This window comes from Exiguobacterium sp. s125, assembly GCF_018618605.1.
GTDB lineage: Bacteria > Bacillota > Bacilli > Exiguobacteriales > Exiguobacteriaceae > Exiguobacterium_A > Exiguobacterium_A oxidotolerans.
The window spans coordinates 58,427-69,933 of record NZ_JACSMI010000007.1; the positions used below are offsets into that span (position 1 = coordinate 58,427).

The window sequence follows — 11,507 nt, forward strand, 5'->3', positions numbered from 1 at the left end:
AAGCGTCAAGAGTCTGCATGAGCTTGCTGTCATGACAAGCTTTCCTGTCTCGACTCGTCTTCAAAACGTCTGCATCACTTGTCTTTCCCTACGATATTGCCTAAAAAGCGTTTTTTTTCGTTTTTGCCGCTGCTAGCGCGAAATCGCATCTTTCCCTGTAGGAGTCACAGGCTACGAATCTATGATTGTGAAGGGGACATATCTCTAAAATTTCAATGATTCCGTAGTTTAAGGACGCTTTTTAAATTTATCTGCTATAATGATAGCGAATTCATTCCTACAAATTTAAGTGGAAGGTGTAGATAGCGATGACCGCCAAGTATAAGCAAGTTGCAGAACAAATCGAGACGGATATCGTAAATCACGTCTATCAACATACAAACAAGTTGCTCACAGAAGACGAATACGCGACAAAATATGGAATCAGCCGTAATACTGTCCGAAAAGCGATTGAGATTCTTGTGAATAAAGGATATGTCTATCAAGTACAAGGGAGTGGGGTGTTCGTTCGGGATCATTACAACAGCGATTATGTGAATCTCGAAAAACTCCAAGGATTGACTAGTGACTTTAGTGGACGGAAAGTCGAGACGCGTGTCCTTGCGTTTGAGCAGACGACAGCAAACGAAGAAGTTGCAGAACGAATGAAGTGTCCGGTCGGAACCCCCGTTTATTACGTCAAGCGTCTTCGTCTGGTCGACGATCATCCTTTTTCAGTCGAGGATTCCTATTTTCGTAAAAGTTTAGTCATTTACCTTGATGAAAACATCATTCAGAAATCAATTTATAACTATTTACGTAATGATCAAAAACTCGCGATTGGCTTTGCTGATCGCGTCATCTATGCTGATTTTTTGAAATTAGATGACGCAGTATTACTCGAGCTGAAAGAAGATGATCCAGCCTTGCTCGTCGACAACACTGTGTATTTAACGAATGGTCAAATCTTTGACGTATCACGTGCTACACATCATTTTCGACATGTCAAAATGCTTAAAGTCTCCAATATTAAATCATGAACGTAGGCGAGAGAGTCATCTCGCTTACGTTTTTTTGTTCACATTTTATTCAATAAGAAAGGGTTTACATAAAATTTAACGCGTGCTATTATCAACTTGTAGAATTTGTACCTATGAATTTTAGTTATCCATACAAAAAGGAGAGATACAATGGTTTCTGAAACGATTGACATTACACCGGAAGATATATTTGGTCTCATCGCCCTCTCGGGAGACGCGAAAGCCAGTTACCACCAGGCAATGCTCCTCATGCAAGAAGGGAAAGTCGCGGAAGCGAATGAAGCGGTCAAGACAGGGGATGCAACATTAAAAGAAGCGCACGGCATCCAAACGAAATTCGTCACGCTTGAAGCGCAAGGGAAAACAGCTACAGTAGGTGTCTTGATGGTACATGCTCAAGATCATTTGATGAATACGATTCTTGTAAAAGAAATGCTCGGATACATGATGAATATGCAAAACGAAATCAACCAACTGAAGGGAATGGATCAAAAATGATGAAAATCGGACTTTTCTGTGCAGCAGGTATGTCAACAAGTATGTTAGTGGAAAAAATGAAAGCGGTTGCTACTGAACGTGGTCTTGAAACGGAAATCGCAGCGTACCCGGAATCGGAAATGGAAACGTATGTGGATACAATCGATGTTGCGCTCCTTGGACCACAAGTCAAATATTTACTTGCGAAAGGTAAACAAATCTGTGAACCAAAAGGTGTTCCGATTGATGTCATCAATACGGTTGACTACGGCATGATGAACGGAACAAAAGTACTGGACCATGCGATCAAACTCGCAAATAAATAAACGGGGTGACGACTTTGAAAATGCCTAAAAATTTCTTGTTTGGTGCTGCTTCTGCCTCTTATCAAGTCGAAGGTGCATGGAACGAGGACGGGAAGGGTGTCTCGAACTGGGATGTCTTCTCGAAAATTCCAGGAAAGACATTTGAAAATACAAACGGTGATGTCGCGATTGATCACTATCACCGTTACAAAGAAGATATCGGACTGATGGCTGAAATGGGACTCGAGTCATATCGTTTCTCCATCTCTTGGCCACGCATCTTCCCGAATGGCACGGGGGAAGTGAATGAAAAGGGATTAGAGTTTTACAACAACGTCATCGACGAGTGCTTAAAACACAACATTGTACCATTCGTGACGCTATACCACTGGGATCTTCCGCAAGTACTTGAAGAACGAGGCGGCTGGCGGAGTCAGGAGACGGTCGCTGCGTTCGTCCGTTTTGCCGAGACTTGTTTTGAGGCTTTTGGGGATCGCGTCCGCAACTGGATCACCTTTAACGAGACGGTCATCTTTTGTTCGCTCGGCTACTTGTCAGGTGCACACCCACCAGGAATCGAAGGAGATGCAAAGGCGTATTTCCAAACGACGCATAACGTCTTCGTCGCACATGCGCGCACGATCGAAAGCTTTAAGCAGGCGGGTTATGAAGGTGAGATTGGCATCACACATGTGTTTAATCCAGCGTTCAGCATCGATAATGAGGCGGATAATAAGTTTGCTGAGATGCATGCGAATGAATTTTCGACACACTGGTTCTATGATCCAATTTTAAAAGGAACATATCCGGAATATGTCGTCAAACAATTGGACCAACAAAATCTTCTTCCTGACTGGACGGAAGAGGAGCTCGACTTGCTCAAACGGACAGCTCCGATGAATGATTTCATTGGTCTTAATTATTATTGCCCGCAACGTGTCATGAAAAATGATACAGCACTCGTCATGGCAGGCGGACGTGAAAATTCGACAGGTCGCCCTGGGAATCCGTCGTTCGATGGTGTTTACAAGACGGTCTTGATGGATGATAAAGTGTATACGAAGTGGGGCTGGGAAATTGCACCGGATGCTTTCCTCGAAGGAATGCGGATGCTAAAAGCCCGTTATGGCGATATCAAAATCTACATCACAGAGAACGGACTTGGTGACGTCGATCCAATCGTCGGCGAAGAAATCAAAGATACACCACGAATCGAATACATTGAAGGTCATTTACGTGCGGTGAAGCATGCCGTTCAAGAAGGGATCAACGTCTCGGGTTACTATGCGTGGTCGGTCATTGATCTTCTGAGCTGGCTGAACGGCTATAAAAAACAGTACGGCTTCATCTATGTCGATCATGTAAATGGTCTTGCTCGTAAAAAGAAACAGTCGTTCCATTGGTATCAAGAAATCATCGCCACGCGCGCTGCAGACCTATAAGGAGGTTTCCGAATGAGCCGTCTAGAAACCGCATTCGAAAAAGTCACACCAGCTTTTGCTCGTTTTGCGAATGCAAAACCTGTTCTCGCTATTAAAGATGGATTTATTTTGACAATGCCGATGACTATCATCGGATCACTTTTCCTACTGATTTTGGCACTTCCGATTCCGGGGTGGGCAAATTTCATGTCAGGGTTATTTGGGGCAGATTGGACGTTACCGCTGACGCAGGTCGTTGGAGCGACATTCGACATCCTCGCTTTGATTGGTGTATTCGGGATTGCCTATTCCTACGTCAAAAATGAAAAGATTGAGGGGGTGCCGGCTGGTATCCTTGCAATTATCTCGTTTTTAATCATTACTCAAGCTTCAGTCCTTTCGGAATCAGGAGAAGTCGTAAACGGGGTCGTGCCAAAAGTTTGGACAGGCGGACAAGGGGTCATGGCAGCGATTCTTGTTGGATTAGTTGTCGGGTTCGTTTATTCGCAGTTCATCAAGCGTGGAATCAGTATCAAAATGCCGGATGGCGTCCCACCAGGTGTGGCCAATTCGTTTTCAGCGCTCGTACCGGGATTAGCTGTCATCACACTGTCAGTTGTGACGTTTGCGGTATTCCAGGCGTTCGCTGATCGGACGTTCACGGAAGTCATTTATGACGTGCTTCAAGCACCGATTCAAAACTTAACAGATACGCTTGCCGGAGCAGTGCTCATCATGGTCTTGATGTCTGTTATGTGGTGGTGCGGCATTCATGGTGCGGCAATCATCATGGGGATTATGGGACCATTGTTGACAGCAAATGCATTGCAGAACCAAGCGCTCATCGACTCGGGGAAAGAACTTGTCGTCGGAGAGAATGCAAAGATCGTTACGATTCAGTTTCTTGATGTATTTACGAAACTTGGAGGTACTGGAATTACGATTGGTTTCATCATCGCCACGCTTATGGTTGCGCGTTCAGCTCACTTGAAGCAGCTCGGTAAATTGTCACTTGCACCGAGTCTGTTTAACATCAATGAGCCAGTCATCTTTGGGATGCCGATCGTCTTCAATCCGGTCATGTTTATCCCGTTCGTCATTGTTCCGGCGATTGCATCATTCATGGTCTATTTCACGATTTTGTGGGGATGGGTCGAACCGTTTAATGCCTTGCAAGTTCCGTGGACGACTCCGCCAATCATCTCAGGGTTCTTGATAGGAGGATGGCGGGCAGCACTCTTACAGATTGCGACGATCGCTATGTCCGTTGCGATTTACTTGCCTTTCGTTCGAATGCAGGATCAAATCTCATATGGAGAAGAAGTCAAAGCACAGGAAGATCAAGCTTCGGCATAAAACCGTGCTCATAGAAAAACCGATCGATTCCTCTTTTGAAACAATAGGGGAGTCGGTCGGTTTTAATTGTTTTGTATGGAACCATGTATTTTGTGCGCCACCCATCGAAAGAGGACGACATGAAAGAGTGATACTCGGTTAAATTTTTGCAAAGATCGTATCTAGGATTCAGCAGTCATTATTATAGAAGAAAAGCGTCAAGCCCACTCTTCCGTCATCTCTTGCAGTTGCGTCAAGATATGTGTCAGCAAAAAGGCTCCGAGGGCAAGACTTGGCAACCCGTGACGCGAGCCGTCTTCAGCCGGGAGCAACCCTTTATTGAATTTTAAGGCGAGTGGTGCGATGGAGCGCTCGAGCGTCTCTGTTACATCTCCAAGCGTGACAATTGCATACGGTGTATGCCACGAGTCATAGCGGGCGAGTGATGCTTGGAAGTCGGGGCGTTCCGTATCCGGTGTAAATATGAGAATCCGGTCGACGGCATGGAGTGTTTTATGATTTTTAATCTGTGAGACACGTTTCATTTGGTCCGGACCTTCGGACAACATCGGATAAAGACCTTCGAATTCGCCGTAAGCATCAACATAAACGGTACCCTCTCCGACGAGCGCTTGAGCCAGCAAACGGACGACATCGAACAATTCGTCCTCTTGTTTGACGAGACTTTGAAGCTTTCCGTTGAATTGAGTCGCTAAAATTTTCATCATGGGTGAACATCCTCTCTAAATTTCTATCACAGACAGTATATAGCAAGTTTTACTTTAATGTAGAATGGAAATAACTAGAGGGGGAGTGTGAAAGATGAAAGGGAGACTACTCATCGCGGAAGATGAGCCGGGCATACGGAATTTATTGGCACAGTTATTCAAGGCGCAAGGGTACATCACGGATTTAGCGGTCGATGGAATCGAGACGATTGAACGATTACGCGAAGCGGATTACGATCTGCTGCTGATGGACGTCAACATGCCTGGCAAAACAGGGATTGAAGTGTTGCGTCATCAAGACCAAATCGGACGTCCGATCCGGACGATTTTAATGACGGCGCTCAGTGAAAAAGAAGCGATGGAAGAAGCGAAACGACTCGGTGTCGTCGCCTTCTTCGGAAAGCCGTTTGATATCTTTGAACTGAAAAAAGAAGTGACTGTGCAGATTTCGAGCGATGTAAGCGGTTAATCCTTCACGTCGTCGTCACAAACCTGAAAACAGAGCGAAATGCTGTACGTTCAAGCGAATCAGTATGTTATAATCAGTCTGAAATTACACGATTCCGTGTAAGCAGCGATCAAAACAGAGGAGGATGTCATTATGCCATTAGTATCTATGACAGACATGTTAAACAAAGCGCTCGAAGGTAAGTATGCAGTAGGTCAATTCAACATCAACAACCTCGAGTGGACACAAGCGATTCTCGGTGCGGCTCAAGAAGAGCAGTCACCAGTTATCCTTGGTGTATCTGAAGGTGCAGCACGTCACATGGGCGGATTCTACACGGTTGTTAAAATGGTAGAAGGTCTCGTTCACGACATGAAAGTAACAGTTCCTGTTGCGATTCACCTCGACCACGGTTCAAGCATTGAAAAATGTAAAGAAGCGATCGACGCTGGATTTACATCTGTAATGATCGATGATTCACACAGCCCAATCGACACAAACATCGAAACAACTAAAGCAGTTGTTGAGTATGCACATGCTAAAGGTGTTTCTGTTGAAGCAGAAGTTGGAACTGTCGGTGGACAAGAAGACGACGTCATCGGTGACGTTATGTACGCGAAACTTGACGAGTGCGTTCGCATCGTTAAAGAAACAGGAATCGACACGCTCGCTCCAGCACTCGGTTCTGTACACGGTCCTTACAAAGGTGAACCAAACCTTGGTTTCGCTGAAATGGAAGAAATCCGTAACGCAACAGACCTTCCACTCGTTCTTCACGGTGGTACAGGAATCCCGACACACGATATCGAAAAAGCGATTTCGCTCGGTACTTCTAAAATCAACGTCAACACAGAGAACCAAATCTCATTCGCGAAAGTCGTTCGTGAAGTATTGGCTGAGAAACCAGAAGCATATGACCCACGCGTATTCATCGCACCAGGTCGCGAAGCAATCAAACAAACAGTCATCGGTAAGATGCGTGAGTTTGGTTCAAGCAACAAAGCATAATTTTTATCCTTTAAAATGCGGTAGACTCCGGTCTATCGCATTTTTTTTCATCTAGAAAGCAAACTGTTTTTGGAAAACGTTAGGACTTCGAGCGAAAAAAATTTATAATGGAACAGTAAGCGATTTCAAGGGAATACTTTAAGGGATGAAAGGGGAAGGATTAAAATGAGATTTTTTATCGACACAGCGAACGTAGAGGATATTAAAAAAGCACATAAAATGGGGATTTTAGATGGGGTTACAACAAATCCATCACTCGTCGCAAAAGAAGGCGTCGACTTCCATACACGTCTCCGTGAGATTTGTGAAATCGTCGGGGATGTATCCGTCAGTGCGGAAGTCATCGCACTCGATGCAGAAGGAATGATTCGTGAAGGGAAGGAACTCGCACAAATCGCACCGAACATTACGGTAAAGGTTCCGATGACACCTGCTGGTCTTGAAGCAGTTGCAGCATTGTCAAAAGAAAAAATTACGACGAACGTGACATTGATTTTCAATCCGAACCAGGCACTTCTCGCAGCACGTGCTGGAGCGACATACGTTTCGCCGTTCCTCGGGCGTCTCGATGACATCGGGCAAGATGGAATGGGACTCGTCGAAACGATTGCGCAAATCTTCGTTGTCCATGATATTCCGACACAAATCATTGCAGCATCGATTCGTAATCCGATTCATGTCACGAATGCAGCACTTGCAGGTGCAGATATCGCGACGATTCCGTTCAACGTCATTGAGTCGTTGACACACCACCCATTGACGACTCAAGGAATCGAGAAGTTTCTCGCGGACTGGGAAAAAGCCCAGCAATAATAGATGGTGAAGAAAGGTTGATGGATAGTGGACATTTTGCATATCGTAGGGCAACAACGCCTTGAAGGAACGGTCTTGATCAGCGGTTCGAAACAAAGTGCGATTCCATGCCTCGCGGCCGCACTCTTGACGGATCAGCAAGTCGTACTTGAGGGTGTGCCGGACATTGGCGACGTTACGACGATGATCCAAATCATGGAGACGCTTGGAGCCGTCGTGACACGTCAAGGCGATATGGTGACGATTGACCCGAGTCAAGTCGAACCAATGCCTTTGACGGGAGCGGAGACACGGAAATTACGTGGATCAATCTACCTCATGAGCATTCTTGCAGCGCGATTTAAACAGGGGGTCGTCGGTTTACCCGGTGGCTATGCCATCGGTCCTCGACCGATTGATTTACACATTAAAGCACTCGAGCGTCTCGGTGTTTCGATGCGAAACGAACAAGGTGTTTACTACATGCGTGTCGAAGAGTTGAAGGGTAACCGCATCTATCTTGATTTACCTTCCTTCGGTGCGACAATCAGTGCGTTACTCGTCGCCGTCATGGCTGAAGGAACGACAGTGATTGAAAATGCCGCCTATGATCCGGAAGTAATCGATGTCAGTACGATGCTTACGAACATGGGAGCGAGTGTCAAAGGTGCAGGGACCGATGAAATTCGCATCAAAGGGATTAAATCGCTTCAAGGCTGTCGTCATACACTGATTCCTGACCGGATGGAGGCGGGAACGTTTCTGACGATGGGCGCCGTCCTTGGACGCGTCACGGTCGACAACGTCATTCCGTTACATCTTGAAAGCATCATTCAAAAGCTCGAACGGTTCGGTGCGAAGGTTGAAGTCGCAGACGATGCAGTCACGGCTTCAATCGGGGAAATGAAACCGGTCGATATCAGGGTTTTCCATTACGGTGGGTTTCCGAGTGACATGCAACCAATCATCTCAGCGGCGCTTTTGCAAGCGAAGGGTGCGAGCATCGTTGTTGATAAGCTGTACCCCCAACGTTTCCGTCACGTCCAAGAAATGCGTCGCCTGAGTGCACGGATTACGCATGAAGATGCTGCTTCCATCATCATCCGCGGTGGTGAAACGTTGTTTGGGGCAGAACTCGAGGCGAAAGATCCGCGTGGCGCGGCAGCACTCGTTCTAAGTGGAATGCTCGCTTCAGGCGAAACGTTGTTGCATCATGCTGAACTCATCGATCAAAGTTATGAACGGTTCGATGAAAAGTTAAAAGGGCTCGGGGCCCTCGTATGGCGCGAAACGGTCTGACCGATTTTTAGCAAAAGAGAGGGGACATACACATGGAAAGAAGTCTATCAATGGAACTTGTACGCGTAACAGAGGCGGCGGCACTTGCCTCTGCCCGCTGGATGGGGAAAGGTTTGAAGAATGAGGCAGATGACGCGGCGACGAGCGCAATGCGTGATGTCTTCGATACGATCCCGATGAAGGGAACGGTCGTCATTGGCGAAGGTGAGATGGATGAAGCACCGATGCTCTACATTGGAGAAAAGCTTGGAAATGGATATGGCCCACGACTCGATGTTGCCGTCGACCCGCTTGAAGGAACGAACATCGTCGCAAAAGGAACATGGGGTGCGCTTGCCGTACTCGCTGTTGCAGATGCCGGCGATTTGCTCCATGCACCGGACATGTATATGGATAAAATTGCTGTCGGTCCGGAAGCGGCAGGTCACGTCAGCTTAGATGCGACGATTGAAGAAAACATCGCCGCTGTCGCGAAAGCTAAAAATAAAGACATCGAAGACGTCGTCGTCTCGATTCTTGATCGTGAACGTCATGAAGAAGTCATTCAACGGATTCGGGCAACGGGAGCACGGATTCGCTTGATTGGTGACGGCGATGTCGCAGCGGCAATCAATACCGCATTCCCGCATACAGGGATTGATTTACTGCTCGGTTCAGGCGGAGCGCCTGAAGGTGTGCTTGCAGCCGTTGCACTTAAGTGTCTAGGCGGTGAACTCCAAGGCCGTCTGCTTCCGGCAGACGAGGCGGAAGTCGCACGCTGTAAAAAGATGGGGATTGAAGATCCGTCAAGAATCCTCATGATGGACGATCTTGTTTCAGGAGATGACTGTATCTTTGCTGCAACGGGCGTAACGGACAGTGAGCTGATGAAAGGTGTTCAGTTCTCCGGACAAGGTGGACAAACGCACTCTGTCGTCATGCGCGCAAAATCAGGAACCGTTCGTTTCGTCGAAGGACATCACTCGTTCAAAAAGAAACCGAAGCTCGTCATCAAGTAATGCATGAAACTGAGCAAAACAAAGAAAGACCTTTCCGATTTTTTCGGAAAGGTCTTTTTCTTTTGTGAACCAACTATTCTTTCAACGGTGCTTGGACGGAAGCGCTCATCTTTGTGAGTGTTTGACGTGGTAAGAGCCGCGTCAGGAAAACATAGAAGGCATTGCTTGCACCAGGAATCACCAGCGTCTTGCCTTGCATGTATCCATCGAAGGATAGCTTAGCGACGGTTGGCGCATCCATGATGCCGGGGCGTTTAAACAAACGGGAAGCAGACAGGCCGGCCGTCGCTTCGAAATCGGTATGGGTCGCACCGGGACAAACCGCCGTGACTTGAATGCCGTAAGGCGCGAGTTCCTCTGCTAAAGCTTCGGAAAAACTTAAGACGTAGGCTTTTGTTGCATAATAGACGGCTAGGAACGGACCGGCTTGAAATGCTGCCGTCGAAGCGATCTGTACGATCCGACCTTGTATACCTTGGTCCCGCATCCGCTGTGCATAAGCTTTTGTCAGATGAGTCAGGGCCCGGATGTTGACATCAATCATGTTCAGTTCACGTGAAAGTTCGGTTTCGAGAAACTCACCAAATAATCCGAAACCGGCATTGTTGATTAAGAGATCGACCGAATCATCTTTTGTCGCCCGAAGGAGGGCTTCGATGTGGAGGGGCTGTCCGATGTCGTAAGGATAGACCTCAGCCGTTCCTCCTTCTTGTTCGACGAGATACTTCGTCTCGAACAGTTTTTCGGCATTGCGCCCGACGAGCAGCAGATGATCTCCTTGCATGCCATGTAACCGTGCGAGCTCGCGACCGATGCCTGCTGAGGCTCCTGTAATCAATACGTACATAGGATCACGCTCCTGTTTCGTGGATTGAATTGATAGAAAAAGGGTATTAACTAGACGATAGCGCAGAACAAACAAAAAAGCGATTGAGCCGATGCTCAACCGCTTGGTCGATCGTGTTTGGATTAAAGGTAAGAACCGGCTCCGACGAGACGTGAACCCCAGTATCCTGATTTGAAGCTTGAGTATTTAACGCCACCCGTTTCCGAGTTGACCATGCTTGTCTTGCTTGTCGCGATACCAACGTGTTGGATGCCGCTACCGTGTGAGAAGAAGACGAGATCTCCCGGTTGAACGCTTGAGACGCTGACTTTCTTAGATGAAGAGTATTGTGAAGAAGACGAGCGTGGAAGTGTTTTTCCAGCTGCTTTCTTATAAACGTAGCTTGTGAAACCAGAGCAATCAAAACCGCGTGTTGTTGTACCGCCCCAGACGTAAGGCGTACCTTTATGTTTTGCTGCTTCGCTTAAGATCTTTGTACGTGTTGAAGAAGAAGTCGTTGTTTTCTTAGCTGTTGAAGTTGATGTTTTTTTCTTGTATGTTTTTGTATACTTCGTGTACACGTAACGTGTTTTCCCACCGTAATAAATCTTCGTCCAGCTACCTGACTTTCCTTTATAACGGAATGTTTGACCTGCGTTAACTTTACCGACGATTGAAGATTTTGTAGAGGCACCTGAACGAACGCGTAATCCGTTATCCATGATTTTGACTTTAGTAATTGTAGCAGCTTCAACTTTACCTGTTCCCACTGACGCAAAACCTGAAACCACTAATGCGGCTGTCGCGACCGATGCTAGAAAACGTTTCATATGTGAATTCCTCCATTTTAA

General features: G+C 46.7%; 13 protein-coding genes. 10 read left to right on the forward strand and 3 right to left on the reverse strand.

All coding sequences use genetic code 11. The annotated features are described in order from the left end of the window. Window positions 1–308: 308 nt before the first annotated feature. The 5 genes from KNQ05_RS13850 (at window position 309) to KNQ05_RS13870 (ending at window position 4,578) form a co-directional block, all read left to right on the forward strand. The gene (locus tag KNQ05_RS13850; protein ID WP_088838004.1) at window positions 309–1,019 is read left to right on the forward strand and encodes a GntR family transcriptional regulator; all 711 of its coding nucleotides are present in this window, start codon (window positions 309–311) and stop codon (window positions 1,017–1,019) included. Between the two features lie 150 nt (window positions 1,020–1,169). Continuing rightward, the gene (locus KNQ05_RS13855; RefSeq protein WP_029331812.1) at window positions 1,170–1,517 is read left to right on the forward strand and encodes a PTS lactose/cellobiose transporter subunit IIA; all 348 of its coding nucleotides are present in this window, start codon (window positions 1,170–1,172) and stop codon (window positions 1,515–1,517) included. Next, a complete protein-coding gene (locus KNQ05_RS13860; RefSeq protein ID WP_029331810.1) occupies window positions 1,514–1,822 on the forward strand; it encodes a PTS sugar transporter subunit IIB in 309 nt (102 codons plus the stop codon). The genes KNQ05_RS13855 and KNQ05_RS13860 overlap by 4 nt, the downstream gene beginning before the upstream one ends. A 14-nt stretch (window positions 1,823–1,836) precedes the next feature. Next, complete coding sequence (locus KNQ05_RS13865; RefSeq protein ID WP_214767805.1) at window positions 1,837–3,243, forward strand: glycoside hydrolase family 1 protein; 1,407 nt, start codon at window positions 1,837–1,839, stop codon at window positions 3,241–3,243. Window positions 3,244–3,255: 12 nt separating this feature from the next. After that, the gene (locus tag KNQ05_RS13870) at window positions 3,256–4,578 is read left to right on the forward strand and encodes a PTS sugar transporter subunit IIC (RefSeq protein ID WP_088838002.1); all 1,323 of its coding nucleotides are present in this window, start codon (window positions 3,256–3,258) and stop codon (window positions 4,576–4,578) included. Window positions 4,579–4,775: 197 nt separating this feature from the next. Here the strand turns inward: KNQ05_RS13870 and KNQ05_RS13875 are convergent, their stop codons facing one another. Further along, complete coding sequence (locus KNQ05_RS13875) at window positions 4,776–5,285, reverse strand: DUF2529 family protein (RefSeq protein ID WP_088838001.1); 510 nt, start codon at window positions 5,283–5,285, stop codon at window positions 4,776–4,778. Between the two features lie 94 nt (window positions 5,286–5,379). On the opposite strand from KNQ05_RS13875, the gene KNQ05_RS13880 reads away from it, so the two are divergent. The 5 genes from KNQ05_RS13880 (at window position 5,380) to glpX (ending at window position 9,830) form a co-directional block, all read left to right on the forward strand. Next, entirely contained in the window at window positions 5,380–5,754 is a 375-nt protein-coding gene (locus tag KNQ05_RS13880) for a response regulator (RefSeq protein WP_088838000.1), read from the forward strand. 132 nt (window positions 5,755–5,886) lie between these two features. Next, window positions 5,887–6,741: a class II fructose-1,6-bisphosphate aldolase gene (gene fba / locus KNQ05_RS13885; RefSeq protein WP_088837999.1), complete on the forward strand. Its 855-nt coding sequence runs from the start codon at window positions 5,887–5,889 to the stop codon at window positions 6,739–6,741. A gap of 165 nt (window positions 6,742–6,906) precedes the next feature. Then, window positions 6,907–7,554: a fructose-6-phosphate aldolase gene (gene fsa / locus KNQ05_RS13890; RefSeq protein WP_029331801.1), complete on the forward strand. Its 648-nt coding sequence runs from the start codon at window positions 6,907–6,909 to the stop codon at window positions 7,552–7,554. A 27-nt stretch (window positions 7,555–7,581) separates the two neighbouring features. Further along, entirely contained in the window at window positions 7,582–8,832 is a 1,251-nt protein-coding gene (gene murA, locus KNQ05_RS13895; RefSeq protein WP_214767799.1) for a UDP-N-acetylglucosamine 1-carboxyvinyltransferase, read from the forward strand. Window positions 8,833–8,864: 32 nt separating this feature from the next. Continuing rightward, window positions 8,865–9,830, forward strand: coding sequence for a class II fructose-bisphosphatase (gene glpX, locus KNQ05_RS13900; RefSeq protein WP_088837997.1), 966 nt, complete (start codon window positions 8,865–8,867; stop codon window positions 9,828–9,830). A gap of 73 nt (window positions 9,831–9,903) precedes the next feature. Here glpX and KNQ05_RS13905 read toward each other — a convergent pair whose 3' ends face one another. Together KNQ05_RS13905 and KNQ05_RS13910 are read right to left on the reverse strand one after the other, a co-directional pair. Continuing rightward, window positions 9,904–10,677: an SDR family NAD(P)-dependent oxidoreductase gene (locus tag KNQ05_RS13905; protein WP_214805790.1), complete on the reverse strand. Its 774-nt coding sequence runs from the start codon at window positions 10,675–10,677 to the stop codon at window positions 9,904–9,906. 122 nt (window positions 10,678–10,799) lie between these two features. Beyond that, window positions 10,800–11,486: a C40 family peptidase gene (locus KNQ05_RS13910; RefSeq protein ID WP_088837995.1), complete on the reverse strand. Its 687-nt coding sequence runs from the start codon at window positions 11,484–11,486 to the stop codon at window positions 10,800–10,802. Window positions 11,487–11,507: the final 21 nt, after the last annotated feature.

Excerpts from the sequence above, each read along its gene's own strand:
- KNQ05_RS13875 (WP_088838001.1), bottom strand. The coding sequence starts at position 5,285 with ATGATGAAAATTTTAGCGACTCAATTCAACGGAAAGCTTCAAAGTCTC.
- KNQ05_RS13880 (WP_088838000.1), top strand. The coding sequence starts at position 5,380 with ATGAAAGGGAGACTACTCATCGCGGAAGATGAGCCGGGCATACGGAAT.
- KNQ05_RS13850 (WP_088838004.1), top strand. The coding sequence starts at position 309 with ATGACCGCCAAGTATAAGCAAGTTGCAGAACAAATCGAGACGGATATC.
- fsa (WP_029331801.1), top strand. The coding sequence starts at position 6,907 with ATGAGATTTTTTATCGACACAGCGAACGTAGAGGATATTAAAAAAGCA.
- KNQ05_RS13910 (WP_088837995.1), bottom strand. The coding sequence starts at position 11,486 with ATGAAACGTTTTCTAGCATCGGTCGCGACAGCCGCATTAGTGGTTTCA.
- glpX (WP_088837997.1), top strand. The coding sequence starts at position 8,865 with ATGGAAAGAAGTCTATCAATGGAACTTGTACGCGTAACAGAGGCGGCG.
- fba (WP_088837999.1), top strand. The coding sequence starts at position 5,887 with ATGCCATTAGTATCTATGACAGACATGTTAAACAAAGCGCTCGAAGGT.
- KNQ05_RS13905 (WP_214805790.1), bottom strand. The coding sequence starts at position 10,677 with ATGTACGTATTGATTACAGGAGCCTCAGCAGGCATCGGTCGCGAGCTC.
- KNQ05_RS13870 (WP_088838002.1), top strand. The coding sequence starts at position 3,256 with ATGAGCCGTCTAGAAACCGCATTCGAAAAAGTCACACCAGCTTTTGCT.
- KNQ05_RS13855 (WP_029331812.1), top strand. The coding sequence starts at position 1,170 with ATGGTTTCTGAAACGATTGACATTACACCGGAAGATATATTTGGTCTC.
- KNQ05_RS13860 (WP_029331810.1), top strand. The coding sequence starts at position 1,514 with ATGATGAAAATCGGACTTTTCTGTGCAGCAGGTATGTCAACAAGTATG.